This window comes from Marinobacter sp. (assembly GCF_033722195.1).
In the GTDB taxonomy this organism is placed as follows: Bacteria; Pseudomonadota; Gammaproteobacteria; order Pseudomonadales; family Oleiphilaceae; genus Marinobacter.
On the sequence record NZ_JAWVZL010000018.1, the window covers coordinates 1 to 26,975 of the forward strand.

The 26,975-nt window shown below is 65.1% G+C and carries 23 protein-coding genes and 1 pseudogene; 18 read left to right on the forward strand and 6 right to left on the reverse strand.

The window, feature by feature from the left end; all coding sequences use genetic code 11:
* The 5 genes and pseudogenes from R3280_RS05320 to ung form a co-directional block, all read left to right on the forward strand.
* Window positions 1-741: pseudogene (locus R3280_RS05320) on the forward strand (threonine synthase); the annotation flags it as partial.
* A 16-nt stretch (window positions 742-757) separates the two neighbouring features.
* Window positions 758-2,491: a single-stranded-DNA-specific exonuclease RecJ gene (gene recJ, locus R3280_RS05325; RefSeq protein WP_318997583.1), complete on the forward strand. Its 1,734-nt coding sequence runs from the start codon at window positions 758-760 to the stop codon at window positions 2,489-2,491.
* Window positions 2,492-2,623: 132 nt separating this feature from the next.
* A protein-coding gene (prfB, locus tag R3280_RS05330; RefSeq protein WP_318997545.1) for a peptide chain release factor 2 occupies window positions 2,624-3,719 on the forward strand; the annotation gives its coding sequence in 2 pieces (ribosomal slippage) (window positions 2,624-2,695 and window positions 2,697-3,719; 1,095 coding nt in all).
* Between the two features lie 38 nt (window positions 3,720-3,757).
* Complete coding sequence (lysS, locus tag R3280_RS05335; protein WP_318997546.1) at window positions 3,758-5,269, forward strand: lysine--tRNA ligase; 1,512 nt, start codon at window positions 3,758-3,760, stop codon at window positions 5,267-5,269.
* Between the two features lie 3 nt (window positions 5,270-5,272).
* Window positions 5,273-6,019, forward strand: a complete 747-nt coding sequence (gene ung / locus R3280_RS05340; RefSeq protein ID WP_318997547.1) for a uracil-DNA glycosylase — start codon at window positions 5,273-5,275, stop codon at window positions 6,017-6,019.
* A gap of 37 nt (window positions 6,020-6,056) precedes the next feature.
* Here ung and R3280_RS05345 read toward each other — a convergent pair whose 3' ends face one another.
* From R3280_RS05345 to nadB, 5 genes are all read right to left on the reverse strand, one after another.
* Complete coding sequence (locus R3280_RS05345; protein ID WP_318997548.1) at window positions 6,057-6,890, reverse strand: HDOD domain-containing protein; 834 nt, start codon at window positions 6,888-6,890, stop codon at window positions 6,057-6,059.
* Between the two features lie 81 nt (window positions 6,891-6,971).
* A complete protein-coding gene (locus tag R3280_RS05350; protein WP_318997549.1) occupies window positions 6,972-7,961 on the reverse strand; it encodes a folate-binding protein in 990 nt (329 codons plus the stop codon).
* 65 nt (window positions 7,962-8,026) lie between these two features.
* Window positions 8,027-8,515: a hypothetical protein gene (locus R3280_RS05355; protein WP_318997550.1), complete on the reverse strand. Its 489-nt coding sequence runs from the start codon at window positions 8,513-8,515 to the stop codon at window positions 8,027-8,029.
* A complete protein-coding gene (locus R3280_RS05360; RefSeq protein ID WP_318997551.1) occupies window positions 8,499-8,753 on the reverse strand; it encodes a succinate dehydrogenase assembly factor 2 in 255 nt (84 codons plus the stop codon). The genes R3280_RS05355 and R3280_RS05360 overlap by 17 nt, the downstream gene beginning before the upstream one ends.
* Window positions 8,754-8,801: 48 nt before the next feature.
* Entirely contained in the window at window positions 8,802-10,406 is a 1,605-nt protein-coding gene (gene nadB / locus R3280_RS05365) for an L-aspartate oxidase (RefSeq protein WP_318997584.1), read from the reverse strand.
* A gap of 200 nt (window positions 10,407-10,606) precedes the next feature.
* Here nadB and rpoE point away from each other — a divergent pair, with 200 nt between their 5' ends.
* The 13 genes from rpoE (at window position 10,607) to pdxJ (ending at window position 24,028) form a co-directional block, all read left to right on the forward strand.
* Window positions 10,607-11,218, forward strand: coding sequence for an RNA polymerase sigma factor RpoE (gene rpoE / locus R3280_RS05370; protein ID WP_318997552.1), 612 nt, complete (start codon window positions 10,607-10,609; stop codon window positions 11,216-11,218).
* A gap of 55 nt (window positions 11,219-11,273) precedes the next feature.
* Window positions 11,274-11,837 (forward strand): sigma-E factor negative regulatory protein, encoded by a 564-nt coding sequence (locus tag R3280_RS05375; RefSeq protein WP_318997553.1) that lies wholly within the window; start codon window positions 11,274-11,276, stop codon window positions 11,835-11,837.
* Window positions 11,838-11,854: 17 nt separating this feature from the next.
* Window positions 11,855-12,859, forward strand: coding sequence for a MucB/RseB C-terminal domain-containing protein (locus R3280_RS05380; RefSeq protein WP_318997585.1), 1,005 nt, complete (start codon window positions 11,855-11,857; stop codon window positions 12,857-12,859).
* Entirely contained in the window at window positions 12,856-13,323 is a 468-nt protein-coding gene (locus R3280_RS05385; protein ID WP_318997554.1) for a SoxR reducing system RseC family protein, read from the forward strand. The genes R3280_RS05380 and R3280_RS05385 overlap by 4 nt, the downstream gene beginning before the upstream one ends.
* 118 nt (window positions 13,324-13,441) lie before the next feature.
* On the forward strand, window positions 13,442-14,893 hold the full coding sequence (locus tag R3280_RS05390) for a DegQ family serine endoprotease (protein WP_413468742.1): 1,452 nt from the start codon (window positions 13,442-13,444) through the stop codon (window positions 14,891-14,893).
* Window positions 14,894-15,038: 145 nt separating this feature from the next.
* A complete protein-coding gene (locus R3280_RS05395; RefSeq protein WP_318997555.1) occupies window positions 15,039-17,765 on the forward strand; it encodes an EAL domain-containing protein in 2,727 nt (908 codons plus the stop codon).
* 116 nt (window positions 17,766-17,881) lie between these two features.
* On the forward strand, window positions 17,882-19,684 hold the full coding sequence (lepA, locus tag R3280_RS05400; protein WP_318997556.1) for a translation elongation factor 4: 1,803 nt from the start codon (window positions 17,882-17,884) through the stop codon (window positions 19,682-19,684).
* A 9-nt stretch (window positions 19,685-19,693) separates the two neighbouring features.
* Entirely contained in the window at window positions 19,694-20,503 is an 810-nt protein-coding gene (lepB, locus tag R3280_RS05405) for a signal peptidase I (protein WP_318997557.1), read from the forward strand.
* A gap of 50 nt (window positions 20,504-20,553) precedes the next feature.
* Window positions 20,554-20,949 (forward strand): DUF4845 domain-containing protein, encoded by a 396-nt coding sequence (locus R3280_RS05410; protein WP_318997558.1) that lies wholly within the window; start codon window positions 20,554-20,556, stop codon window positions 20,947-20,949.
* Window positions 20,946-21,635, forward strand: coding sequence for a ribonuclease III (gene rnc / locus R3280_RS05415; protein ID WP_318997559.1), 690 nt, complete (start codon window positions 20,946-20,948; stop codon window positions 21,633-21,635). The genes R3280_RS05410 and rnc overlap by 4 nt, the downstream gene beginning before the upstream one ends.
* Entirely contained in the window at window positions 21,635-22,552 is a 918-nt protein-coding gene (gene era / locus R3280_RS05420; RefSeq protein ID WP_318997560.1) for a GTPase Era, read from the forward strand. The genes rnc and era overlap by 1 nt, the downstream gene beginning before the upstream one ends.
* A gap of 1 nt (window position 22,553) precedes the next feature.
* A complete protein-coding gene (gene recO / locus R3280_RS05425) occupies window positions 22,554-23,276 on the forward strand; it encodes a DNA repair protein RecO (RefSeq protein ID WP_318997561.1) in 723 nt (240 codons plus the stop codon).
* Entirely contained in the window at window positions 23,273-24,028 is a 756-nt protein-coding gene (gene pdxJ, locus R3280_RS05430) for a pyridoxine 5'-phosphate synthase (RefSeq protein WP_318997562.1), read from the forward strand. The genes recO and pdxJ overlap by 4 nt, the downstream gene beginning before the upstream one ends.
* 2 nt (window positions 24,029-24,030) lie before the next feature.
* On the opposite strand, the gene R3280_RS05435 is transcribed toward pdxJ, so the two are convergent.
* On the reverse strand, window positions 24,031-26,913 hold the full coding sequence (locus R3280_RS05435) for a response regulator (RefSeq protein ID WP_318997563.1): 2,883 nt from the start codon (window positions 26,911-26,913) through the stop codon (window positions 24,031-24,033).
* Window positions 26,914-26,975: the final 62 nt, after the last annotated feature.

Here is a 26,975-nt window from a genome sequence, read left to right on the forward strand (position 1 = left end):
AATTCCATCAACTGGGCCCGCATCATGGCCCAGATCGTCTATTACTTCCACGCCGCCCTGGCCCTGGGCGGGCCGGACCGCAGTCTGGCCTTCTCGGTGCCCACCGGCAACTTCGGCGACATCTTCGCCGGCTACCTGGCGCGCCAGATGGGCCTGCCCATCAGCCAGCTGGTGATCGCCACCAACCGCAACGACATCCTGCACCGCTTCCTCAGCGGCAACCGCTACGAGCAGCACAAGCTGGAACACACCCTGTCCCCCAGCATGGACATCATGGTGTCCAGCAACTTCGAGCGTCTGCTGTTCGACCTTCACGGTCGCGACGGTGCCGCTGTCAAGAAGCTGCTGGAAGATGCCCAGAGCGGTCCGGTAAGCATTGAGGACTACCGCTGGCGCCACATGCGCAAGCTGTTCGACAGTGCCGCCGTGGATGACGACGCCACCTGCGGCATGATCCGGGAGATCTACCAGCAGAACGAGTACCTGCTGGATCCCCATACCGCGATCGGTGTGAAAGCGGCCCGTCAGTGCCGGCGTGATGCCGCGATCCCGATGGTCACCCTGGGCACGGCCCATCCGGCCAAGTTCCCGGATGCGGTGGAGCGCTCCGGTGTGAGCGTAAGACCGGAGCTGCCCAAGCACCTGGAAGACCTGTTCGAGCGGGAAGAGCGCTTCACGGTGCTGGACGACGACCTGAAAACCGTCCAGGGCTTTATTGCCAAGCACTGGAAACACGCCTGACAGCCCTCGAGGCATGATGACCCCCAAGAAGATCCTGCGTCGCGCCATGCCTGATTCCGGCCCCGACTGGGGCCGGGACCTGCCCGACCTGCTGCGGCGGCTCTATGCCGCCCGTGGCGTCACCTCCGAGAGTGAACTGGCCTACACCCTCCAGCACCTGGCGTCGCCCCTGGAGTTGCGGGGCATCGACCGGGCTGTGGAAATCCTGGCACAGGCTATTGCCGGCCGGCAGCGGGTGATGGTGTTGGGGGACTTTGACGCGGACGGCGCCACCAGTACCGCGGTGGCGGTGCTGGGGCTGACCATGCTGGGGCTGACGGATGTGGATTTTCGGGTGCCCAGCCGCTTTGCCGACGGCTACGGCCTGACGCCGGGCATCATCGAGCGGCTGGCGGCGGAGGGCAACCTGCCGGACCTGCTGGTCACGGTGGACAACGGTATCGCCGCGGTGGAAGGCGTCCGGGCGGCCCGCGAGCTGGGTATCCGGGTGCTGGTAACCGACCACCACCTGCCGGGTGAGGTGCTGCCGGAGGCCGATGCCATCGTCAATCCCAACCAGCCCGGCTGCCCCTTTCTCAGCAAGAACGCCGCCGGGGTCGGGGTGATGTTCTACGTGCTCACCGCCCTGCGGCGCCACCTCCGTGAGACCGGCCGGCTCGACCAGACCCGCCAGCCCAACCTGGGTTCGCTGCTGGACCTGGTGGCCCTGGGGACGGTGGCGGACGTTGTGCCGCTGGACCATAACAACCGGATCTTTGTCGAGCAGGGCCTGCGCCGTATCCGCCAGGGCGAGGCCCGGCCCGGGATTCTGGCCCTGCTGGAAGTGGCCGGCCGGGACTACCGCGAGATCAGTGCCACCGACCTGGGTTTCGTCGTCGGCCCCCGTCTCAATGCCGCCGGCCGGCTGGACGATATGGGCCTGGGCATTGCCTGCCTGCTGGCGGACAGCATGGATGAGGCGCGCCGGCTGGCGGGCGAGCTGGACAGCCTGAACCGCGCCCGGCGCAGCATCGAGACCGACATGAAGGCCCAGGCCCAGGAGCTGCTGGCCTCCCTGTCGCTGGATACCCAGGGCCTGCCCTGGGGTCTGGCGCTCTACGATCCGGACTGGCACCAGGGCGTGATCGGCATCCTGGCGGCGCGCATCCGGGAGCAGACCCATCGCCCCGTTGTGGCCTTTGCCCCGGGCGAGGGCGGCGGTGAGCTCAAGGGTTCGGCCCGCTCCATTCCCGGCCTGCACATCCGCGACGCCCTGGCGGCGGTGGACAGCCGCCACCCGGGCCTGCTGAAGAAATTCGGTGGTCACGCCATGGCGGCCGGCATGACCATCGCGCCGGAGCAGCTCGACACCTTCGCTGCGGCCTTCGACGAGGCGGTGCGGGCGGTGGTCAGGGCCGAGGATCTGGAGGCGGCCATCACCACCGACGGGCCGCTGGCGCCCTCCGAGCTCACCCTGGAGACCGCCTACCTGCTCAAACGCGCCGGCCCCTGGGGCCAGCACTTCCCGGAGCCGCTGTTTGACGGCCACTTCGAGGTGATCCGCCAGCGCATCGTTGGCGAGAACCATCTCAAGCTGGTGCTCAAGCCGGTTGACGGTGGCGACATCATCGACGGCATCGCCTTCAATACCGGGCCGCAGGTGCCGGACTTCACCCGTACCGGCGCCCGGGTGGTGTACAAGCCCGATGCCAACAGCTTCCGGGGCCGCACCAGCCTTCAGCTGCTGATCGACTACCTGGAGCCGGCCTGACGCACCGGCCGCAGCTGCACCACAACGGCTGATTTCAGCCGCCAACTCCGGTAAAATACCGCGTCTGATTCCAACGTGGGCAGCGTTTTCCTGCGCCCGCGCCATCCTTTTGAGCATGCGAGAAGCCGTTTCATGGAAATCAACCCGATCGTGATCACCATCAAGGACCTCCGCGAGCGCACCGATGCGCTTAGGGGGTATCTTTGACTACGATCAGCGCAGCGAACGCCTGGTCGAAGTAGAGCGGGAACTGGAGGACCCCAAGGTCTGGGAGGATCCGGAGCGGGCCCAGGCTCTGGGCAAGGAGCGCGCCGATCTGGAGGTGATCGTCAGCACCCTGGATAAACTCAGTTCCGGCCTGGACGACGCCGAAGGCCTGCTGGACATCGCCGCCGACGAGGAAGACCAGGCTACGGTCGACGACATAGTCGCGGACCTGGAGAGCCTCGACGAGGAGCTCCAGAAACTGGAATTCCGGCGCATGTTCTCCGGCGAAATGGACGGTAACAATGCCTACCTTGATATCCAGGCCGGCTCCGGCGGTACCGAGGCCCAGGACTGGGCCAACATGCTGCTGCGGATGTACCTGCGCTGGGCCGAGCGCCGGGGCTTCAAGGCCGAGATCACCGAGTTGCAGGAGGGTGAGGTGGCCGGCATCAAGAGTGCCACGGTGCATTTCCAGGGTGAGTATGCCTACGGCTGGCTGCGTACCGAGACCGGCGTGCACCGGCTGGTGCGCAAGTCCCCATTTGACTCCGGCAACCGCCGCCACACGTCTTTCTCCTCGGTGTTCGTCTCGCCGGAGGTGGACGACACCTTCGAGATCGAGATCAATCCCGCCGATTTGCGGGTGGACGTCTACCGGGCTTCCGGTGCCGGCGGCCAGCACGTCAACCGGACCGAATCCGCGGTGCGGCTGACCCACAACCCCACCGGCATCGTGGTCGCCTGCCAGGCCGGCCGCAGCCAGCACCAGAACAAAGACCAGGCCATGAAGCAGCTCAAGGCCAAGCTCTACGAGCTGGAGATGCAGAAGCGCAACGCCGAGAAGCAGCAGATGGAGGATTCCAAGTCCGACATCGGCTGGGGCAGCCAGATCCGCTCCTACGTGCTGGACGACAGCCGGGTCAAGGACCTGCGCACCAAGGTGGAAACCAGCAATACCCAGGCCGTGCTGGACGGTGACATCGACAAGTTCATCGAAGCCAGCCTGAAGATGGCCCTCTGATCCAACCCCTAAACGACTGACCTTTGCAGCGAGAGACCATGACCGACCAAACGCCGAATGCCGCCCAGCAGGACGACAACAAGCTGATCGCCGAACGCCGCGCCAAGCTGGCGGAGCTTCGGCAGCAGGGCAATCCCTTCCCCAACGACTTCCGCCGGGACGCCACCGCGGAGGCCCTGCAGGCGAAATACGGTGACAAGAGCAAGGAAGAGCTGGAAGCCCTGGGCCTGAAGGTTGCCATTGCCGGTCGCCTGATGCTGGACCGCAAGGCCTTCAAGGTGGTGCAGGACATGACCGGCCGGATCCAGGTCTACGCCTCCAAGGAGGTCCAGAAGGACACCCGCCTGTGGGACCTCGGCGACGTGGTGGGCGTCCGCGGCACCTTGAGCAAGTCCGGCAAGGGCGATCTCTACGTGGTCATGGAGGAGTATCTGCTCCTCACCAAGTCGCTGCGGCCGCTGCCGGAGAAGCACAAGGGTCTGACCGACACCGAGGCCCGCTATCGCCAGCGCTACGTCGACCTGATGGTGAACGAGGACACCCGGCGGGTGTTCCACGCCCGCTCCAAGATCATCAACTGCATCCGCAACTTCTTCACCCTGCGGGACTTCATGGAGGTGGAAACCCCCATGCTGCAGGTGATTCCGGGGGGCGCCACCGCGCGGCCCTTCGTTACCCACCACAACGCCCTGAACATCGACATGTACCTGCGCATCGCGCCGGAACTGTACCTCAAGCGCCTGGTGGTGGGCGGTTTCGAGCGGGTGTTCGAGATCAACCGCAACTTCCGTAACGAGGGTCTGTCCACCCGGCACAACCCCGAGTTCACCATGCTGGAGTTCTACCAGGCCTACGCTGACTACCATGACCTGATGGACCTGACCGAGGCCATGCTGCGGGAAACCGCCCAGACCGTACTGGGTAAGACCCTGGTGACCAACACCCGGCCGCGGCCGGATGGCGGCGTGGATATCATCGAGTACGATTTCGGCCAGCCCTTTGCCCGGCTGACGGTGGTGGAGTCCATCCTCAAGTTCAATCCGGACCTGACCGCCGCCCAGGTCAACGATGACGCCGGCGCCCGCAAGGTGGCCCAGGACCTGGGCATCACCGTCAAGGACGGCTGGGGCCTGGGCAGGGTGCAGGTGGAGATCTTCGACAAGACCGTCGAGCATCGCCTGATGCAGCCCACGTTCATTACCGAATACCCCACCGAGGTATCGCCTTTGGCCCGGCGCAAGGACAGCAACCCCTTTGTCACCGAGCGCTTCGAGTTCTTCGTCGGCGGCCGTGAGATCGCCAACGGCTTCTCCGAGCTCAACGACGCCGAGGACCAGGCCGAGCGTTTCCGGGAGCAGGTGGCGGAGAAGGAAGCCGGCGACGACGAGGCCATGTTCTACGACGAGGACTACGTCACCGCGCTGGAGTACGGGCTGCCGCCCACCGCCGGCGAGGGTATCGGCATCGACCGCCTGGCCATGCTGCTGACCGACTCCCAGTCGATCCGGGACGTGATCCTGTTCCCGGCGATGCGCCCCGAGCACCGCTAGGCCATGCATCCTGCCGAAGTTCTGGCGGCCGAGCTCAAACCCGGCAGGGGCTGGCAGGAGCACCTGGGAGCCGAGTTCCGCCAGCCCTACATGCGGGCGCTGGCAGAGTTTCTGGCCGCCGAGGAGCAGGCCGGCAAGGTCGTCTACCCGCCCCGGCCGCTGTGCTTCAACGCCCTCAACAGCACACCCCTGGACCGGGTGGCGGTGGTGATCCTGGGCCAGGACCCCTACCACGGCCCGGGCCAGGCCCACGGCCTGTGCTTCAGCGTCCGACCCGGCGTGGCGCCACCGCCCTCGCTGGTGAATATCTTCAAGGAGCTGGCGTCAGACGTGGGCTTCGACACCCCGGACCATGGCTGCCTGCAACCCTGGGCGGATCGGGGCGTACTCCTGCTCAACAGTGTGTTGACGGTGGTGGAGGGACAAGCCGGCGCCCATCAGGGCAAGGGCTGGGAGACCTTTACCGACCGGGTGATCGAGACCGTGAATCGGGAGCGCCAGGGGGTGGTGTTCATTCTCTGGGGCAGCTACGCCCGCAAGAAGGGACAGGCTATCGACCGCAAGCGTCACCACGTCCTGGAGGGGCCGCACCCGTCGCCATTGTCCGCCTACCGGGGCTTTTTCGGCTGCCGGCATTTCTCCCGCGCCAACCAGTGGCTCAGTGCCGAGGGCCTGCCCACCGTGAACTGGCAACTGCCCGACCGGGAAACGCTGGTGGCGCAATACCGCAAACAGAAAAGCCGGCCCTAGGGCCGGCTTCTTTGTCATCGGACTCTGGGAATCAAGCCTATTTCAGTAGCGCCATGGCCGCTTCCATCTGGGCGTTGAGGTCTTCCTCCTCGCTCATGTCGATGTCGGGATCCAGGCCGAGCCGGTCGAAGGCGGAGATGCTGTTCCAGTCCATTTCTGTCAGCGGATGGTCACTGCCGGCCACCAGCTGCAGGTTGGCCACCATCACCAGGTCGGCGTAATCGGCCTTGGGCACCTCCCGGTGCCAGTTGCTGTACTCCAGAGGTACCTGCTGGAGTTCTGTCGGAAAGTCCCATTTTTTCAGGATTCGTGCGCCGATCTGCGGATGCAGCTCATCGATGACGTTGTCCAGCAGGATGCTGCTGATCTGGATGTCCTGGTCCTCCACGTAGCGCAGGATGGGCAGCACGCCGATCAGGTGTACCAGGCCGGCCAGGGTGGCCTGGTCGGGCTTGAGCTTGGTGTAGTGCTGGGCCAGTACGTGGCAGATACCCGCCACCTCGGTGCTGGTCTGCCAGGTGGCCCGCAGACGCTTGTCGATCATGTCGGAGGTGGCCTGGAACATCTGCTCCATGGCCAGACCCATGGCCAGGTTGCTGGTGTAGGCCATGCCCAGGCGGCTGACGGCCATGTTGAGGTTCTCGATCTGGCGCGAGCCCCGGAACAGCGGACTGTTGCAGACCCGGATCAGGCGCGCCGACAGGGCGGTGTCATTGCTGATGACCTTGACCAGATCCTGGATCGCGGAGTCCTCGGACTCGGCAATCTCCCGCACTTTGAGCGCCGCTTCCGGCAGGGTGGGCAGCACAAGCTTGTCGTTCTCGATCGCGGTAATCAGGTCGTCTTTAATCTGGTCAGCAATGGTCGGCATAGTCTGAAAGAACCCGTAGGCAATGATGGATCAGAAATGTATGTGTACTTATAGCAAAAACTGCCGCAACTGCCTGTCAACTTATGTATCTGCGGCTGGCCGGTTTTCCCGTTCCGGTACCCGGTAGGGCAGTGGCAGCACCCGGGCCCGGCTGGCGCCCACGGTGAGTTCGGCATCGGCGCTGTCGTGACGGAGCACCGCCAGGCACTCCACCCGGCCATCCTCGTAACGCACGGCATTGACCAGCTCCCCGGCATTGCGCTCGCCGCCGTGCACCGGCTCACCAGGCTGTGGCGGCACATCCGCGCTGTCGAGGCCAAGCCGGTAGAGGCTCTTCTTGAGCTGACCGAGGAAGTGCATGCGGGCAATGACCTCCTGGCCGGTGTAGCAGCCCTTCTTGAAGTGGATGCCCTGCAGGTGCTGCCAGTTGAGCATCTGGGGCACGAAGTGGTCCCGGGTTTCCGGGGTCAGGGCCGGCACCCCGGCGGCGATTTCCGATGCCCGCCAGTCGATGAGATCCAGCTCGGGTGCCGCTGACAGCACCTGCTCCAGTTCGCCGCTCAGCGGGCCGATTTGCCAGAGCTCGTAGCGGGCCAGGCCCTCGGCGGTGTCCTCGGTCCGCACCAGGCGGTGGCGTCCGATGCCGGCGGTGGCGCCGGGCCGGTCCAGGCTCTGGCTGGCGCCCCGGCAGAGGGACTCCGCCAGCTCCTGGCCCAGGATGCCCAGAATCCGCGCCTCTGGTTCAACCGCCATGGTGGTGCCACGGAACAGCATCCGGTACTTGTTGAGATGCGCCAAGGTCTCATCAGCCATGGTGGCGGACAGGTCGAAGAGGAGGTCGTCACCATCGCGCACCAGTCGTACCAGCGCATAGGCCCGGCCCTTTGGGTTGCAGGCGGCGGCACGGGGGGAGTACGCGGCGGTCACGTCCGACAGGTTCTGGCTGAACTGACCGTGGAGAAACTTGTCGGCGCCGGTCCCGCTGACCCGGACCAGTTGCCGGTCCCCGATAACCGTCCAGCCGCTGGCCGCCAGTGGCGATCGGGCATTGGCTTGTTGGGCTGACGACATGATGATCTCCCAGTGCGCAACGGTGGTGCCGCAACTGCGTCACCGTGATTCAGAATGAGTGGCGCTCAGGCCCGCCTGTTTGGCGCCGGCGCGTCCGGGACGGCCCTGGCGGGCGCCAGTCTCAGCCAGACCCGCAGGCGCCGGAAGGCATCGGCGTCCACGTTGCCGCGGGATGGACCGGCGAGGCTGACCAGAACCACCAGCGGTGGTCTCAGCTTGGTGGTGTGCAGGCGCAGTTTCAAGAGCGCCAGGCCGCTGAAAAGGCGACTCTCGGTGGCGGCCGTTGCCTCGAAGCAACGGCCGTCCGCAAGTTCCGCCTGCAGCCGGCCGCCGCTCACCCGCAATCGCACCACCGAATCTCGGCTCGCCAGCAGGCCGCTGGCGTGAAACTGCCACCAGGCCCCGGCCAGCCCCAAGGCGCAGAAGACCAGCAGGTAGCCCGGACCGTAGGCGGCCAGCGCCAGCACCGCCAGGGATAATACCAGCCAGGGCGCGGCGGCAATCACTCCCGCTGCCCGGCAGGGTGTCAGAGTGACGTCAATCCGGCTGGACACGGTTCAGGATCATGTCGACGATACGCTGCAGGTCCGGGTCTTCCGGTCGTCCCCGCTGCATGAACCATTGCCACATGTCGGCATCCTCGCAGGCCAGCAGCTTGCGGTAGCGGGCCTGGTCTTCCGGATCCAGGCTACGGTAGGCCTGCTCCAGGAAGGGCAGCAGCAGTACGTCCAGCTCCAGCATGCCGCGACGGCTGTGCCACCAGAGGCGATTGAATTCGGTGTTGTCTTCCATCTGGATCTCGCTTGTTCTGTCGAATGGGCTGACCCCGGCCTGGCGCTGTCAGGCCGAGGGTTGCCGGTAGCTGGTGGGTATCAATACGGTATCACGGGCCTCATTGAGCAGGCCGGGATAGTCCAGGGTGTAGTGCAGGCCCCGGCTTTCGCGGCGCTGCAGCGCCGAACAGATGATCAGGTCCGACACCGTCACCAGGTTGCGCAGCTCCAGCAGGTCGTTGGACACCCGGTAGTTGCTATAGAACTCGCCGATTTCCCGGGCCAGCAGGTCCACCCGGTGTTTGGCCCGCTGCAGGCGTTTGGTGGTCCGGACGATGCCGACGTAGTCCCACATGAAGTGCCGCAATTCGTCCCAGTTGTGGGAGATCACCACGTCCTCGTCGGAGTCCCGCACCTGGGATTCGTCCCAGTCCGGGGCCGGCGGCGGTGGTGGCACTTCATCGGCCTTGCGGCTGATGTCCAGGGCGGCGGCGCGGCCATAGACCAGGCATTCCAGCAGGGAGTTGCTGGCCATGCGGTTGGCCCCGTGCAGGCCGGTGAAGGCAGCTTCTCCCACCACGTAGAGCTGGTTGACGTCACTACGGGCGCGGTTGTCGGTCATGACGCCGCCGCAGGTGTAGTGAGCCGCGGGCACCACCGGGATCGGGTCACGGGTGACGTCGATGCCAAAGGCCAGGCACTTCTCGTAGATGGTGGGAAAGTGCTGCTGGATGAAGTCCGCCGGTTTGTGGCTGATGTCCAGGAACAGGTGGTCTGCCCCCAGCCGCTTCATCTCATGGTCGATGGCACGTGCCACCACGTCCCGTGGCGCCAGTTCGGCACGCTCATCGAAACGGTCCATGAAGCGGCTGCCGTCCGGCAGCAACAGGCGCCCGCCCTCGCCACGCAGGGCCTCGGTAATCAGGAACGACTTCGCGTGAGGGTGGTAGAGACAGGTGGGATGGAACTGGTTGAACTCCATGTTCGCCACCCGGCAGCCGGCGCGCCAGGCCATGGCGATACCGTCGCCGGAGGCGCCATCCGGGTTGCTGGTATAGCGGTAGGCCTTGCTGGCGCCGCCGGTGGCGATCACCACGAAGCGGGCCCGGAACAGCTCTACATGGCTGTCCTTCAGATTGAGGATGTAGGCGCCAACACAGCGGTTGCCGGGCAGGGACAGCTTGCGGTTGGTGATCAGATCCACCGCCACCCGGGCTTCCATCAGGTCGATGTTGGGTCTCGCCGCCGCCTGCTCGGAAAGCGTCGTGGATACCGCCTGGCCGGTGGCGTCGGCGGCGTGAATGATACGCCGGTGGCTGTGGCCGCCTTCGCGGGTCAGGTGCAGCTGGGCGTTCTCGTCACGGGTAAAGGCTACGCCCCGGTCCACCAGCCAGTCGATGCTCTCCCGGCCGTGTTCCACGGTAAAACGGACGGCGTCCTCATGGCAGAGCCCGGCGCCGGAGGCCAGGGTGTCGCGGATGTGGTCTTCGGTGGAGTCGGCGCTGTCCAGCACCGCGGCGATACCGCCCTGGGCCCAGAGAGTGGCTCCGCTGGCGATCCTGCCCTTGCTGATGACTGCAACACTGAGATGTTCGGGAAGATTTAGCGCAACGGTGAGGCCTGCCGCACCACTGCCAATTATTAAGACATCGTACTCGTAGGACTGTGGCATCAGGTCGTTATCGCGGGCCATAATGTGGCTGTGTATTGAACTAAACTTTGTGCCTGCTGTCTATTTGGCCGAATGCAGCACCTGGCGTAGCGTGCCGGTGGCAATCTGGTCAAAACGGAAATGGCAGCGCAATGACACAACTGAATCGTCAAATGCCCGGGTTCGAAACCCGCATTTCCGAAAGGCCTGGCACTCCATCCATGACCGCCGACACCAAACAACGCCCGGACGCAGGCGCCGAGAGCCAGACCGACCTGCAGCTCGTGCGCAAGGTCCGTCGTGGCGACCGCTCCGCTTTTGATCTGCTGGTCATCAAGTACCAGTCACGGGTGGGCGCCATCATCAGCCGGTATGTGTACGACAGCCAGGAAGTCATGGACCTGACCCAGGAAACCTTCGTCAAGGCCTACCGGGCCATCGACCGCTTCCGGGGTGACAGTGCCTTCTACACCTGGCTCTACCGGATTGCCGTCAACACCGCCAAGAACTTTCTGGAGGCCCGCAACCGCCGGCCCCAGCCCACCGCCGACGCGGAAGAGGCCGAGGGCTTCGACGAGGGTATCAGGCTGCGTGACAACGCCAGTCCGGAGCGGCTGATGCAGCGTGAGCAGGTCCAGAAGGCGCTGCAGACAGCCATTGGCGCGCTGCCGGAAGAACTGCGCTCGGCCTTCCTGCTCAGGGAGTACGATGGTCTGAGTTACGAAGACATTGCCCAGATCCTGGAGTGCCCCATCGGCACCGTGCGATCCAGGATCTTCCGGGCCCGGGACTCGGTTGATAAGCACCTGGGTCCGTTGCTGGATACCATGTAACCGACAAGATGCCCGGCCGACGGAACTCACGGCGGGCCAGTGAGGTCGAATAGGGATGGACGAAAGACTGAAAGAAACCCTGTCCGCCATGATGGACGACCAGGCCGACGAGCTCTCCGTCCGGCGCCTGTTCTCGCATCCTGATCAACAGGAAGTGCGGGCGCAGTGGCAGCGCTGGCAACAGGTTCGGGACCTGATGCACGAGCCCGGTCTGGAGCCGGTGGACGTCAGCGCCGGTGTGCGGGATACCCTGGCGGGCCGGCCGGTCGCGGCGGCAGCCACGGCCTCTGCCGCAGCGGCGGGCCGGCGGCTGCCGGTCTGGCGCTGGCCCATAGCGGCCATGGTGGTCATGGCCCTGGTGGTGGGCTTTGGCGCGGGCGCCGGCTGGGATGACGATGGCACCGGCCAGGTGCCACTGGTCCGGACCGGTACCGGTGTCGATACCGGCGCCGCCGCCATTCCCGAGGTGGCCCTGCAGGGGCTCAACCAGGACCAGTGGGAGCACCTCAGCCGCTATCTGCTTGAACATGCCCAGCACAGCAGTCTTGGGGCCGGTCCCGGCTCCGTCAGCTACGCCCGTTTAACCAGTGTGTCCGGACCGGCGGGACCGGATTACTGAACCAGGATGAGGTCTTGATGAAGGTATTGCGGTTGTCGGCCCTTGCTGCCGTGTTCTGGGCCACCCTGCTGGCCCTGGCGCCGGTGCCGGTGCTGGCGGAATCCCCCAGCCGGGCCGATCTCTGGCTGCAGAAGCTGGGGCCGGCCATGAACCTCACCACCTACCGGGGCGTCTTCGTCTACGCCCGGGGCGAGCAGGTCCACTCCATGCAGATTGCCCACCGTTACCACGAGGGTCAGGTCCAGGAGCGGCTGGTGCAGCAGGACGGCGCCGGCGGTGAGATTCTGCGCAAGGGCGAGCGCGTGCTCTGCGTACTGCCGGACCATGGCCGGGTCCAGCTGGACCAGGTGATCCCCTCCGGTCCCTTCGCCGAGGCCATGGCATCGCAATGGGTGCCTGACAGCCGCTGGTACCAGTCGGTGCTGCTTGAAGATGATCGGGTGGCCGGTCACACCACCGTGCAGGTGGCGCTGGAAGCCCGGGATGCGCACCGTTACAGCTATCGTCTGTGGCTTGAAAAGAACACCGGCCTGCTGGTCAAAAGCCATGTCCGCACGGCCTCCGGTGAGGTGCTGGAGCGCTTCCAGTTCACCAGTCTGGAAATCATCGACAGCCTGCCTGACAGCGAGTTTGAACTCCAGACGGAGGGAAGGATCATCAAGAACCGTGCCCTGGCCGGCGAGCCTGCACCCGCTGAAAGCCGTATGTCCGGCTGGCGCCTGGGCTGGCGGCCGGATGGTTTTGTCCCGGCGGTGGCCCCCAGAAGCGGCGGCAAGCCGGCGGTGGCCTTCTCCGACGGCCTGGCGACCTTCTCCGTGTTCGTCGAGTCCACCGGCGCCATGGCGATGCCCACCGGCGTGTCCAGAATCGGCGCTACCACCGCTTACATGCGCCATGTGGAAGCCGGAGACGCGGGTTATCTGATCACCGTGATCGGCGAGATACCGCCCGCCACCGCCATGCGCCTGGCGGAATCGGTGGAAGTGGACGCCCCCGTTCTGGGCGGGACAACCACACAATGATTACCGAGCGCGGCCGGGTAATTGCGGTGACCGACGGTAAGGCCTGGATTCAGACCATCCGTCTGAGCGCCTGCCAGAGCTGCAGCGCCCGCGCCGGATGCGGCCAACGGGCCCTGGCCGGGGTGTCCGGCGGCCGGGCCAACCAGGTGCTGGTGGCCAATACCCTGGGAGCCGCGGTTGGGGATGAGGTGTCCCTGGCCATCGCCGAGTCTGCGCTGTTGCGGGCCTCGCTGCTGGTCTACGCGCTGCCGCTGCTGTTGATGGTGGTGGGAGCCATGGCCGGGCATCAGTGGGCGCCGGGCTCCGATGCCGCCGCCATGATGGCGGCTGTGGTCGGGCTGGGTCTTGGTTTCTGGCTGGCGCGTCTGGCGCAGCGTGGTTTGGGGCCGGCCTGTACCCCCCAGCTGGTTCGCATCGAACAGGCCGCGATCCCGGCTCCGGAATCCGTTTCCGGGCCCTGTTGAAAAGCCGTCGCCAGGTCACCAGATACGAGGAATGTATCCAGTTCAGGGACGGCGGGCTCGGGCCCGTTCGTCTGAGACAAAGCCAGTAGTCAGGGTTTGATCAAAAGGGGAACATTGAATGTCCAATTCGATACCACAACGTTCGGCAACGACACAAAAGGCCGCGGGATTCACCAGCCTGCTGGTCGGCGTTCTCGCCCTTATGCTGACCGCCACGGCGCAAGCCGCCAACCTGCCGGATTTCACCGAGCTGGTGAAAGACAATTCGGCGGCGGTGGTCAACATCAGCACCACCCAAGAGCGCGGTAATGCCGGCGGCAATATGCCGTTCGACGAGCGCCAGCTGGAGCAGCTGCCGGAGTTCTTCCAGGATTTCTTCCGGGGACCCAACTCCCCCTACGGTCGCGGTGCGCCCGGTGGCCAGCCTCCGGCCCGCTCCATGGGCTCCGGTTTCATCGTGTCCAAGGATGGCTACGTGCTGACCAACAACCACGTGGTGGAAGGCGCCGATGAAATCATCGTGCGGCTCAGCGACCGCCGTGAAATGAAGGCCGAGCTGGTGGGTACCGACCCGCGCTCGGACATGGCGGTGTTGAAGATCACCGACGATGAGGACCTGCCGGTGGTGAGTATCGGTAAATCCTCGGAGCTGGAGCCTGGTGAATGGGTCTTCGCCATCGGCTCACCCTTCGGCTTTGACTACACCGTTACCGCCGGCATCGTGAGCGCAGTGGGCCGTTCATTACCCAGCGAAAACTACGTGCCGTTCATCCAGACCGACGTGGCCATCAACCCCGGCAACTCCGGTGGTCCGCTGTTCAACCTGGACGGTGATGTGGTGGGCATCAACTCCCAGATCTACACCCGCTCCGGCGGTTTCATGGGGGTTTCCTTTGCCATCCCCATCGACCAGGCCATGAACGTGTTCAAGCAGATCCGGGATCAGGGCTCGGTGGCCCGGGGCTGGCTTGGCGTGCTCATCCAGGAGGTCAACCGCGACCTGGCGGAATCCTTCGGTCTGAAGCGCCCGCGGGGTGCCCTGGTGGCGGAAGTGATGCCGGATTCGCCGGCCCAGAAAGCGGGTCTGCAGGCCGGTGACATCGTACTGGAGTACAACGGCGAGCCCATTACCCTGTCTTCCGACCTGCCGCCCATGGTGGGCAGCACCCCGGTCGGCGAAACCGCCACCCTCGAGGTGCTGCGCGGTGGTGACCGTCAGGAGATCAAGGTGGAGATCGGTCGTCTGCCCGGCGATGAGACGGCGCAGGCACCGACGCCGGCCACACCGGACACCAATGGCGGTGCCCTGGGGCTGATGGTGGAGCCGCTGGCCGAGAAGGCGCGTAAGGCCGCCGGTGTGGATCATGGCGTGCTGGTGAGTAACGTCACCCAGGGGCCTGCGGTGAACGCCGGTATCCGTCCCGGTGACATCATCACCGAGCTCAACCGCAAGCCCATCACCTCGGTGGAGGAGTTCCGGCAGGTGGCCTCCCAGCTGCCTGAGGACAAGGCCGTTTCGGTCCGTGTGGTCCGTCAGGGTCGTGCCACCTACCTGGTGATGAAGCCCTAGCGCCTGGCCTCCGGAGCGCCCCGCGCCGGCCCTGGCCGGTGCCGCAAGGACCCACCCCTCGCAGCGAATGCGACGGGTGGGTTTTTTGCTATACTGGTCGATCAAAAAACTCCCAAAGGCCATGGATTGGACCGGAAAATCAGCGATGATCAACAGAAAGGATGTGCCCCTGCGGCAACTGTTCCGGTTTCGACATGGCCGCATGGCCTGGCTGCTTCTGGCGGTCGGGCTTGGCATCACCGCCGCGCTCTGGCACTTCTCGGTACAACTGGTCGCTGACCGCACCGAGGCGCTTTTCAAGACCCAGTCCCTGCAACTCAAAACCGCGGTTGAACAGCGCCTGCTCAATTACGAACAGGTGCTGGCGGGCAGTGCCGGCCTGTTTGCGGTGGCCGGCGAGGTCAGTCGCGAGGCCTGGCGACTCTACGTCAACCGGGTGGATATCGACCGCTACTACCCCGGCATCCAGGGTATCGGTTACGCCAAGCGGGTCCTCGCCGACGGCGTCGACCGTCACATTGCCGAGATCCGCGCCGACGGCCTGGATGACTACCTGATCTATCCGGTCAGTGAGCGCAGCGAGTATTACCCGGTGGTCTACCTGGAGCCGGGCAACGCCCGTAACCGCCGCGCTTTCGGTTTTGACGCCTTCGCCGAGCCCCGCCACCGCCTGGCCATGGAGCGGGCCGCCCGGACCGGCGAACCCACCATGACCCCCCGAGTCGTGCTGGTACAGGAAACCGAAGACTACGAGCAGGTGGGCTTTTTGATGTACATGCCGGTTTTCCGGGGCAATGAAGTGCCGGAGACGCCGACGCTCAGGCAGCAGCGGCTGGAGGGTTTTGTGTTCAGTGCCTTTCGCATGAACAACCTGTTTGACGGAATCGTCGGGCTGATTGCGCCTTTCCTGGACGTGCGCATCTACGACGGTGGTGAAGTGAACCGGCAGGCGCTGATGTATGGCTCCAACCTGGGGTCGCTGGACGAAGAGTTCACCTTCACCATGAGTCAGACCCTGGAGCATGGCGGCCGCAGCTGGCTGCTGCAGACCCGCTCCACGCCGGCGTTCGATTACCGCGCCTCGGACCCCCGGCCGCTGATCGTCCTGGTGGCAGGCACCCTGATGAGCCTGCTGCTGTTTGCCTTCGCGCTGGTGCTGATCCGCTCCCGCCTGCTGGCCCAGGCCAGCGCCGGTCGCTACCGCGCCATCACCGAAGGCGCCAGCAACATTACCCTGGTCCTGGATCGCCAGGGCCAGCCGCTCTACGCCAGCCCTTCCTGCGAAGCCATTCTCGGCTTCGCCCCGGAACGGATCCGGGAGCTGGAGCTGGAAACCCTGGTCCACGGTGACGACAGGGCCCAACTGCAGGCCAGTTTCGAGCAGGCGCTCATGGAACCGGGCCGGCAAGTGCCGGTGATGCACGCCAGGATCCGCGATGTGGCCGGGGAGTGGCGAGACATGGAGGGCAGCTACACCGCCATGCTGGACGAGCCCGGGGTGCACGGTGTGGTGCTGAGCCTGCGGGACCTGACCGAACTCAAGGCGGCCCAGTCCGAACTGCACCGGCTGGCGTTCTACGACCCCCTCACCGGTCTGGCCAACCGCCAGCTGTTCCGGGACCGGCTGGCCCATACCGTCCGCCGCAGTCGCCGCACCGGCGAGCCGGCGGCGCTGATGTTCCTGGATCTGGATGGTTTCAAGCGCATCAACGACACCCTCGGCCACGACGCCGGCGACACCCTGCTTGAGAACGTGGCACGGTGGCTCACCGGCTGTGTCCGGGAGGAGGACTCGGTGGCAAGGCTGGGGGGTGACGAGTTCGTGGTGCTGCTGTCCAGCATCAGCGGCCCGGAGGCCGCCGCCCGGGTTGCGGATACCATCCTGCGCCGGCTGCGCCAGCGGGTGCGACTGAGCGAGCATGAGGTGGGGGTTACCGTCAGTATCGGCATCACCATGATCCCCCACGACAGCGAGGACCCCGGTGTCCTCATGAAATACGCCGACCTGGCCATGTACCAGGCCAAGGAGCGCGGTCGCAACAACGTCCAGTTTTTCACTCCGGCCATGAACATCCATGCCGCCCGGCGCCTGCTGCAGCAGGAGGAGTTGGCGGAGGCCCTGGACGCGGAACGGTTTGTGCTGCACTACCAGCCCAAGTTCGACCTGCAGGAGGAGCGGGTAGTGGGGGTGGAGGCTTTCCTGCGCTGGCAGCATCCGGAAAAGGGTCTGCTGCCGGCCCAGCAGTTCATCGGCCTGGCGGAGGAGTCGGGGCTGATCATCCGGTTGGGTGAACTGGCCCTGCGCCAGGCCTGCATCCAGATCCAGGCCCTGGAAAGGGCCGGCTTCGAAGCCCTGCGGGTGTCGGTGAATTTCTCCGTCAAGCAGCTCATGGAGCCGGGCTTCCTGGACATGTTCCGTCAGGTGGTGACCGAGACCGGCGTCTCGCCGGACCGGCTGGAGATGGAGATGCCGGCCGAGCTGCTGAATCGCAACCCGAGGCAGTTGCGGGAGGTGCTGGGCAGTCTCCACGACCTGGGGGTCTGGCTGGTGCTGGATGATTTCGGTTCCGGGGCCTGCTCCATGGCTTCGCTGCAGAAGCTGCCGCTGGACGCGGTCAAGATTGATCACTGCTTTATCCGCGATATCCCCTACAACAGTCACGCCACCGATGTAACCTCCGCCGTCATCGCGCTGGCCCACAAGCTGCGCCTGACGGTGATCGCCGAAGGTGTCGAGACCACGCAGCAGCTTGGCTTCCTGCGGGCCGCCGGCTGTGCCCAGTGCCAGGGCAACCTGTTCAGCCATCCCCTGGACGAGGACGCGCTGATCGGCTTTCTGGTGCGCCAGCACGAGAGGGCGCTGATCTCGTGAGCATGGCAATAGCCGCGGGTAACCGGTAAAATCACGCCGTTCAAGTGTACGCCCGATCTGCCGCCCTGCCGGCCTTTCTGGAAACGTCCCTAGTCTTACGCGAGTAACCTTTTTCTGTGACCGAACTGAGCCGCATCCGCAATTTTTCCATCATTGCCCACATCGACCATGGCAAATCCACGCTGGCGGACCGCTTTATCCAGATCTGCGGTGGCCTGAGCGATCGTGAAATGGCCGAACAGGTGCTCGACTCCATGGACCTGGAACGGGAGCGGGGCATCACCATCAAGGCCCAGAGCGTCACCCTGATGTATAAGTCCCGGGACGGCCACGAGTACAAGCTCAACCTCATCGACACCCCCGGCCACGTGGATTTCTCCTACGAAGTATCCCGTTCCCTGTACGCCTGCGAGGGTGCCCTGCTGGTGGTGGACGCCGGCCAGGGTGTTGAGGCCCAGTCCGTGGCCAACTGCTACACCGCCATCGAGCAGGGTCTGGAAGTGGTGCCGGTGCTCAACAAGATGGACCTGCCCCAGGCCGAGCCGGACCGGGTGGCCCAGGAGATCGAGGACATCATCGGCATCGAGGCCACCGGCGCCGTGCGCTGCAGCGCCAAGAGCGGCATGGGCGTGGAAGACGTGCTGGAAGACCTGATCCGCCGCGTGCCGCCGCCCGCCGGTGAGGTGGACGCGCCACTGCAGGCGCTGATCATCGACTCCTGGTTCGACAACTACCTCGGGGTGGTGTCGCTGGTTCGGGTCAAGCAGGGCAGCCTACGCAAGGGCGACAAGATCGTGATCAAGTCCACCGGCCGGGCCTGGAACGCCGACAAGGTGGGTATCTTTGCGCCCAAACCCACCGAGACCGAGGTGCTGGGCACCGGCGAGGTGGGTTTCATGGTGGCCGGCATCAAGGACATCCACGGCGCGCCGGTGGGCGACACCATCGTGCACCAGAAGTTCGCCGCCGAAACCTCGATGCTGCCGGGCTTCAAGAAGGTCAAGCCCCAGGTCTACGCCGGCCTGTTCCCGGTGCTGGCGGACGACTACAACGATTTCCGCGATGCCCTGGAAAAGCTCACCCTCAACGACGCCTCGCTGTTCTTCGAGCCGGAAACCTCCGACGCCCTGGGCTTCGGTTTCCGCTGTGGCTTTCTGGGCATGCTCCATATGGAGATCATCCAGGAGCGGCTGGAGCGGGAATACGACATCGACCTGATCACCACCGCTCCGACCGTTATCTATGAAGTGGTCACCAAGCAGGGTGAGACCCTGTCGGTGGACAACCCGTCCCGTTTGCCGGATGTTGGTTCCATCGAGGAAATGCGCGAGCCCATCGTGGAGGCCAACATCCTGGTGCCCCAGGAGCACCTGGGCAACGTCATCGCCCTGTGTGAGGAGAAGCGCGGGGTCCAGCAGAACATGCTGTTCCTGGCCAACCAGGTGCAGCTCACCTATGAGCTGCCGATGGCGGAAGTGGTGCTGGACTTCTTTGACCGGATCAAGTCGGCCAGTCGTGGTTTCGCCTCCCTGGATTATCATTTCAAGCGCTTCCAGACCGCCAACCTGGTGCGCCTGGACGTGTTGATCAACGGTGAGCGGGTGGATGCCCTGGCGCTGATCGTCCACCGGGAGCAGGCCCACTATCGTGGCCGGGCCCTGGTGGAAAAGATGAAAGAACTGATCCCGCGCCAGATGTTCGACATCGCCATCCAGGCCGCCATCGGCAATCAGGTGGTATCCCGGGTAACGGTGAAGGCACTGCGCAAGAACGTGACCGCCAAGTGTTACGGCGGGGACGTCAGCCGCAAGAAGAAACTGTTGCAGAAGCAGAAGGAAGGTAAAAAACGCATGAAGCAGCTGGGCAATGTCGAGGTGCCTCAGGAAGCGTTCCTTGCCGTACTCAAAGTGGATAACTAGGGCACCCCGATGGACATTGATTTCCCACTGATTCTTGTGGTCCTGACTTTCGCGACCGGGGTCATCTGGCTGGCGGACCTGCTGTTCCTGCGGGCCCGGCGCCAGGCCCAGGTGGTTGAGGGCGGCCCGTCCGCGAGCGCCTCCGCTGGTGCCGTCGACGAGGACGCGGAGGCCCCCAAGGAGCCCTACCTGGTGGACCTGAGCCGGTCCTTTTTCCCGGTTCTGCTGATTGTGCTGGTGCTGCGCTCGTTCCTGGTGGAGCCCTTCCAGATTCCGTCCGGCTCCATGCTGCCGACTCTGGAAGTGGGGGATTTCATCCTGGTAAACAAGTACGCCTACGGCCTCAGGCTGCCTGTGGCGGGCAACAAGGTACTGGCTGTGGATGACCCGCAGCGGGGCGACGTCATGGTGTTCAAATTCCCCAATGACGGCCGCACCAACTACATCAAGCGGGTGGTGGGTGTCCCCGGAGACCACATCCGCTACCGCGACAAGGCGCTCTACATCAACGGTGAGCGGGTGCCCACCGAGTTCATCGCCAGCCTGCCGCCGGTGGAGCTGCACCGGGAGTACCTGAATGACGTGGCCCACGAGATTTTCCTCACCATGGGTAATCGCGGCGGCGTGGGGGAAGGCGAGTGGCTGGTGCCGGAGGGGGCCTATTTCGTCATGGGCGACAACCGGGACAACAGCAACGACAGCCGCTTCTGGGGGTTCGTGCCCGATGAGCTGGTGGTCGGCAAGGCCTTTGCGATCTGGATGCACTGGGAGTCGCTGACCAGTCTGCCGAGTTTCGGCAGGGTCGGCACGATTGAGTAACGCTGGCCGGCGCCACTAGCGGCGCGGCCGAATTGAGGGAAGTCCATTCGATGAACAACAACACTCCTGTCCGCGGCAGCCTGCGGTCTCAGCGCGGTGCCTCCACCCTGACGATCCTGGTGATGGTGCTGTTCTTTGGCAGCCTGCTGACCCTGGCCATCAAGCTGGGCCCGATCTACCTGGACGACATCACCATCCAGGAAGCCCTGGAAGGCCTTGAAGGCACAGAGAACCTGGGCAACATGACCCCCGGCGATGTCCGCAGCCTGATTAACAAGCGCCTGAGCGTGAACAACGTCCGTGGTTTCGATGCCAAGAACATCACCGTCACCAAGGACGGCGACAAGGTCCTGATCGCGGTGGACTACGAAGTGCGCACCGACATCTTCAGCAATGTGGATGCCGTGGTGCACTTCCAGCACAACTACGAGATGGCGGGCCGGTGACCAACAACCCTGACCTGGACCAGCTCCAGCGCCGGCTCGGCTATCAGTTCCGCGAACCGGAACGGCTGCTGCTGGCGCTGACCCACCGCAGTTTTGGCAACCAGAACAACGAACGCCTGGAATTTCTCGGCGACTCCATCGTCAATATGGTGATTGCCGAGCATCTCTACCACAGCTTCGAGCGCGCCCGTGAAGGCCAGCTCAGCCGCCTGCGGGCCCGTATGGTCAAGGGCGTGACCCTGGCGGAGATTGGCCGGGAGTTCGAGCTTGGCCAATATCTCAGGCTGGGTTCCGGTGAACTCAAGAGCGGCGGTTTCCGCCGTGATTCCATTCTGGCGGATGCGGTGGAGTCCATCATCGGTGCCCTCTATCTGGACAGTGATTTCGATACCTGCCGCGCCCAGGTGCTACGCTGGTTCGACCAGCGCCTGCAGAACCTGGACATCCAGGACACCCAGAAAGACCCCAAGACCCGGCTGCAGGAGTACCTGCAGTCCCGGCAGTACCCGCTGCCCCAGTACGAGGTGATCTCGGTGGAGGGCGAGGCCCATGCCCAGACCTTTCACGTGGCCTGTGCCCTGCCGTCGCTGGACCGCAAGACCACGGGTGTGGGCAGCAGCCGCCGTATTGCCGAGCAGCAGGCCGCCCGCAGTGCCCTCAAGGCCCTTGGCGTGGAGAGTGTGTAATGACTGACATCACCCGACCGGACGACCCCAACAGCCGTTGTGGCTTCGTGGCCATTGTAGGCCGGCCCAATGTGGGCAAATCCACCCTGCTCAACCACATCCTGGGCCAGAAGGTCAGTATTACCTCCCGCAAGCCCCAGACCACCCGGCACCAGGTGCTGGGCATCAAGACCGAGGGGCCGGTGCAGGCGGTATACGTGGACACTCCCGGCATGCACGAGGAAGAGCCCCGGGCGCTGAACCGCTACATGAACCGGGCCGCCACCTCGGCCCTCAAGGGCGTGGACGTGGTGATCTTCGTGGTGGACCAGACCCACTGGACCACTGCCGATGAAATGGTGCTGGAGAAGCTCCAGGGCCTGCCTTGCCCGGTCATCCTGGCCATCAACAAGGTGGACCGGGTCGAAAAGCGCGAGATGCTGCTGCCGCATCTGGACATGCTGGCCAAAAAGCGCGACTTCGCCGAAGTGATCCCGCTGTCCGCCCTCAAAGGCCATAATCTGGAGCCGCTGGAGCAGGCGGTGAACCGGTTTCTGCCCCAGAGCGTGCACTTCTACCCGGACGACCAGATCACCGATCGCAGCGAGCGTTTCCTGGCGGCCGAGCTGGTGCGGGAGAAGATCACCCGTCAGCTGGGCGCTGAGCTGCCTTACTCGGTGGCGGTGGAGATCGAGGAGTTCCGCCGTGACGGCAAGACCCTGCACATTTCCGCGCTGATCCTGGTGGAGCGGGAAGGCCAGAAGAAAATCGTGATCGGCGAGCGGGGCGACCGGCTGCGGAGCATCGGCCAGGAAGCCCGCACCGACATGGAGACCCTGTTCGACAGCAAGGTCATGCTGCGGCTCTGGGTCAAGGTCAAGCGGGGCTGGGCCGACAGTGAGCGTGCCCTGAAGAGTCTCGGGATGCACGACCTCTGAGATGAAAACCGCGGTCCAGCAGCAGCCGGCCTATGTGCTGCACCGGCGACCCTACCGCGAGACCAGCCTGCTGGTGGAGGTGTTCTCCCTGGACGCCGGCCGCATGACCCTGGTGGCCCGCGGTGCCAATGCCGCTCGCAGTCCCCTCAAGGCCCAGCTGCAGCCGTTCCAGCCGCTGCTGCTGGACTGGCAGGGCCGGGGCGACCTCAAGACCCTGACCCAGACCGAGGTCCGACCGGGGCCGGTACTGGCCCGGACCCAGGCCCTCTACAGCGGGCTCTACATCAACGAGCTGCTGCAGCGCCTGCTGCCGGTGGCCGACCCCCAGCCCGAACTCTTTGCCGCCTATATCGAAACCCTGGCCCAGCTGGCGCAGACCCAGGACCTGGAGCCGGTGCTGCGGCGCTTCGAGGCGGCGTTCGCCGACGCCATGGGGCTGTCGTTCGACTGGGCCTGGGCCACCGATGTGGGGGAGGCGGTCGCAGCCGGCGGCGTCTATGGCTATGATCCGGAACAGGGCATCGTGTCCGGCGCTGCCGCCGGTGTCAGGCTCCAGGGCCTGCCTGGGGAGGTTCTGCTGGCGCTGGCGGACGGCGACCTGGCATCCCCCGACTGCCGGCGTCTGGCCAAGCGGGTGATGCGTACACTGATTGATCACTTATTACAGGGCCGCACGCTCAACAGCCGGGCCCTGTTCAGTCAAGGCCGAGGAGATCGCCGATGAATTCCCGAGTACTGCTTGGTGTCAACATCGACCACGTCGCCACCCTGCGCCAGGCCCGGGGTACCCGCTATCCCGACCCGGTCCACGCCGCGCTGCTGGCGGAGGAAGCGGGTGCGGACGGCATCACCATCCACCCGCGGGAAGACCGCCGCCACATCCAGGACCGCGATGTGCTGCTGCTGCGGGAGATGCTCAACACCAAGATGAACCTGGAAATGGCCGTCACCGACGCCATGCTGGCGTTCGCTGAACAGGTCAGACCCCAGTGCGTCTGCCTGGTGCCGGAGAAGCGGGAAGAGCTCACCACCGAGGGCGGCCTCGATGTGGAGGGCCAGGAGGCCCGGGTGGCCAAGGCCTGTGAACGCCTGGCCCGGATTGGCGCCGAAGTGTCCCTGTTCATCGACCCCAACAACGCCCAGATCGACGCCGCTGTGCGGTGCGGTGCGCCGGTGATCGAGCTCCACACCGGCGAGTACGCCGAGGCCGCCAGCCCGGAGGCTGCGGACGAGGCCTTCGAGGCCATCGCCAGTGCCGTCCGATACGCCCGCCGCAAGGGCCTGATCGTCAACGCCGGTCACGGGCTGCACTATCACAATACCGAAAGGGTGGCGGCCATTGCCGGCATCAATGAGCTCAACATCGGCCACGCCATCATTGCCAGGGCAGTCTTCACCGGTCTGAAGGAGGCGGTCCGGGACATGCGGGCGATCCTCGATCGGGCGCGGCCGCCGGCGCCTGAAAACAGCGCCTGAGTTCAGGGCGCCGAGTCCTCCCGGCTGGCGGTCTGGCCGTGCTCACGGAACAGACGCTGCCAGTCGGTCTCCTCGCTCCAGAGCTCCAGCCGGTCCAGGGCCTTCTGCAGCCGCTCATGGCGGCTGACCAGGTCCGTGGCCTGATGCTTGAGCCCGGTCTCCAGTTCCTCCGCGGCCTGACGCAATTCCGGCACGCCACAGTAACGGGTGGCGCCGTGGAGCTTGTGCACGGTTTCCAGCAACGCTTCCCGGTCGCCGGCCTGCCACAGCGAGGCCAGGTGTGGCCGGTCACTTTGCAGCTGCTCCAGCAGCATGCTGAATAGCTCCTCGGCCAGGTCGGTCTTGCCGGCCGCCAGCCGGACACTCTCGCCAATGTCCACGCAGTTGCGCTGCTGTTGCCGGGTGGAGGGCCGCAGCGCCCGCCGGGTATCGCGGATCTCCGCCATGGGGGCAACATTTGCGTGACCGGGCCGGCAGCTGTAACCGGTGTACTCCCGGATGGTTTCCATCAGCTGACGGGTGTCGATGGGCTTGGCCAGGTAGCCATTGAAGCCCTGGCGCAGCAGGCGGTCCTGCTCGTCAGCCAGGGCATGGGCGGTGAGGGCGATGACCGGTGTGCTGCGCTCGTGGCCGTCCAGGCTGTGCAGGCGCTCGGTGGTCTCGACGCCGTCCATGCCGGGCATCTGCAGATCCATGAAGACCAGGTCAAAGCCCTGTTGGCGGGCCTTGCTGAGGGCCTCGAAGCCACTGGCGGCGCCCTCGGCCTGGACGTTGCAGTCCCGCAGCAGGGTCAGCACCAGTTTCAGGTTGGCTTCGTTGTCATCCACCGCCAATACCCGCGGGGCATTGGTCAGCTGCGGCACCTGCGGGCGCGGGGGCAGTCGCGATGGCGTGATCGGGGCGGCAATGCCATGCACCAGCATCAGCAGTTCGTCGTACAGGGTCTCCCGGCACACCGGTTTGGCAATGTGGCCACTGGCCAGCCCGGACAGCGCCGCGTCCTGGCTTTCCAGGGTGGGGGTCAGCAGCAGGGTGCGGCAGTCCCGCTCGATTTCCAGATGGTGCAGCAGCTCCCGGTACTGGTTCGAGTTCATCAGGTGGCGGGTGATGCCGATGATGGCGACGGCATAACCCTGCTGGTTCTGCTGGGCCGCCTCCACCCGCTCCATCAGTTCCGCCGGCGAGCCGGCCCGGTCCAGCCGGATGCCCCATTCCTCCAGCAGGTGTTCCACCGCAAGGCCGGTGGTCTTCTGGTGTTCCAGATAGATCACCCGCTCACCCTGGAGGGCATCCCTTGGGGCCGGGGCTTCCGCGGACGAGGACAGCTCCGAGGTCAGGGTGAACCAGAAGGTGGAGCCCTTGCCCAGTTCGCTCTCGAGACCGATCTTGCCGCCCATTTCCTCCACCAGCCGTTTCGAGATCACCAGCCCCAGGCCGGTGCCGCCGTACTGGCGGGCGGTGGAGGCGTCGGCCTGGCTGAAGGCATTGAACAGCGACTGCTGTTGGGCCCGGGACAGACCCACACCGGAGTCGGAAATGCTGATCTTGAGGGTGACCCGGTGGGACTCGGGATCGTCCGCCTCCAGGCTGGCCCGCAGCACCACTTCACCGGTCTGGGTGAACTTGATGGCGTTGTTGACCAGGTTGGTGATCACCTGTTTCACCCGCAGCGGGTCTCCCACCAGGTTGTCGGGCACGTCGTTGTAGACCAGCGGCACCAGGTCCAGGTTCTTGCCATGGGCCGCCGGTGCCAGCATCACCATGACCTCCTCCACGATGTCCCGGAGCTGGAAGGGCACCCGGTCGAGGATCAGCTTGCCGGCCTCGATCTTGGAGAAGTCCAGGATGTCGTTGATGATGGTGAGCAGGATTTCGGAGGACTTGCGGATGGTGTTGAGGTGGTCCCGCTGCTGCTTGGGTTGGGGGCTTTTCAGCAGCAGCTCGGTGAAGCCGATGATGCCGTTGAGCGGGGTGCGGATCTCGTGGGACATGTTGGCCAGGAACTCGGACTTGATGCGGCTGGCCTCCAGCGCCTCCTTGCGGGCGAAGTCCAGCTCGATGTTCTGGATCTCGATGGTTTCCAGGGTCTCCCGCAGGTCCTCGGTGGCCTGGTCGATGTTCTGCTGCATCTCGGCCTGGGCGTTGCTGAGCTCCTCCGCCATGGCGTTCAGGCCGGATTCCAGCTGCTCGAACTCCGGTCCGGCGCCGGTGTAGACCCGGGTGTCCAGTTTGCCTTCCTTGAGCTTGGCCACCGCGCCATTGAGTTCGAACACCGGGTCGGTGAAGGTGCGGCTCATGCGCAGGGCGATCAGCAGGTTGAGGCCGACACCGGCCAGCACGAGCAAAAGGCTGATCAGCAGGGCCTTGTAGGTTTCCTTGTCGGTGCGCAGATGGGACATTTCCACCGCCACCCAGCCAATGGGGTCGACGGCGCTGGGCGCCGTGGCCCGGGATTCCATCTCCAGCATGCTGTCCAGCATCAGGTCCCGCAGGTAGACCGGGGCCACGAACTGGGTGCTGTCACTGGCGCGCAGCTGCAGGGTGCGCTGCGGGTCGAGCTGGTCGCGCTGGATGTCGAGGTTGTTGCGGGGGCCGGTGTGAAGCAGACGCTCCCCGCTGGCGTTATAGAAGGTGAGCGAGCGCACGTCCTTCTCTTCCAGCAGAGAGTTGGACAGGCTGTTGAGCAGGCTGCGGTTGGCGGTGAACATGCCGTACTCGGCGGCGGCCGCCAGCTGCCGGGACAGGGATTCGCCGCGGTCCCGCAGCAGGTGTTCGATATTGCCCACCCAGCTGTAGGTGAAGAAAAGCCCGAGCATCAGGGTCGTCAGCAGGGTAGGGACCAGGGTCACCACCAGGACTTTCTTACGGATACCCCAACGACGCATGATGTGTTTCCCGAGCCCGTCTGCCGATTCACCAAACCCACGTTGCCGCCACGGCGTTATAG

What these genes read in the sequence shown, in the direction of transcription:
- ung (WP_318997547.1), top strand. Translation starts at nt 5,273, where the DNA reads ATGCATCCTGCCGAAGTTCTGGCGGCCGAGCTCAAACCCGGCAGGGGC.
- R3280_RS05435 (WP_318997563.1), bottom strand. Translation starts at nt 26,913, where the DNA reads ATGCGTCGTTGGGGTATCCGTAAGAAAGTCCTGGTGGTGACCCTGGTC.
- nadB (WP_318997584.1), bottom strand. Translation starts at nt 10,406, where the DNA reads ATGCCACAGTCCTACGAGTACGATGTCTTAATAATTGGCAGTGGTGCG.
- R3280_RS05390 (WP_413468742.1), top strand. Translation starts at nt 13,442, where the DNA reads ATGTCCAATTCGATACCACAACGTTCGGCAACGACACAAAAGGCCGCG.
- lysS (WP_318997546.1), top strand. Translation starts at nt 3,758, where the DNA reads ATGACCGACCAAACGCCGAATGCCGCCCAGCAGGACGACAACAAGCTG.
- lepB (WP_318997557.1), top strand. Translation starts at nt 19,694, where the DNA reads ATGGACATTGATTTCCCACTGATTCTTGTGGTCCTGACTTTCGCGACC.
- recO (WP_318997561.1), top strand. Translation starts at nt 22,554, where the DNA reads ATGAAAACCGCGGTCCAGCAGCAGCCGGCCTATGTGCTGCACCGGCGA.
- pdxJ (WP_318997562.1), top strand. Translation starts at nt 23,273, where the DNA reads ATGAATTCCCGAGTACTGCTTGGTGTCAACATCGACCACGTCGCCACC.
- R3280_RS05395 (WP_318997555.1), top strand. Translation starts at nt 15,039, where the DNA reads ATGATCAACAGAAAGGATGTGCCCCTGCGGCAACTGTTCCGGTTTCGA.
- R3280_RS05380 (WP_318997585.1), top strand. Translation starts at nt 11,855, where the DNA reads ATGAAGGTATTGCGGTTGTCGGCCCTTGCTGCCGTGTTCTGGGCCACC.
- R3280_RS05345 (WP_318997548.1), bottom strand. Translation starts at nt 6,890, where the DNA reads ATGCCGACCATTGCTGACCAGATTAAAGACGACCTGATTACCGCGATC.
- R3280_RS05385 (WP_318997554.1), top strand. Translation starts at nt 12,856, where the DNA reads ATGATTACCGAGCGCGGCCGGGTAATTGCGGTGACCGACGGTAAGGCC.
- R3280_RS05360 (WP_318997551.1), bottom strand. Translation starts at nt 8,753, where the DNA reads ATGGAAGACAACACCGAATTCAATCGCCTCTGGTGGCACAGCCGTCGC.
- R3280_RS05350 (WP_318997549.1), bottom strand. Translation starts at nt 7,961, where the DNA reads ATGTCGTCAGCCCAACAAGCCAATGCCCGATCGCCACTGGCGGCCAGC.
- R3280_RS05410 (WP_318997558.1), top strand. Translation starts at nt 20,554, where the DNA reads ATGAACAACAACACTCCTGTCCGCGGCAGCCTGCGGTCTCAGCGCGGT.
- rpoE (WP_318997552.1), top strand. Translation starts at nt 10,607, where the DNA reads ATGACCGCCGACACCAAACAACGCCCGGACGCAGGCGCCGAGAGCCAG.
- R3280_RS05375 (WP_318997553.1), top strand. Translation starts at nt 11,274, where the DNA reads ATGGACGAAAGACTGAAAGAAACCCTGTCCGCCATGATGGACGACCAG.
- recJ (WP_318997583.1), top strand. Translation starts at nt 758, where the DNA reads ATGACCCCCAAGAAGATCCTGCGTCGCGCCATGCCTGATTCCGGCCCC.
- era (WP_318997560.1), top strand. Translation starts at nt 21,635, where the DNA reads ATGACTGACATCACCCGACCGGACGACCCCAACAGCCGTTGTGGCTTC.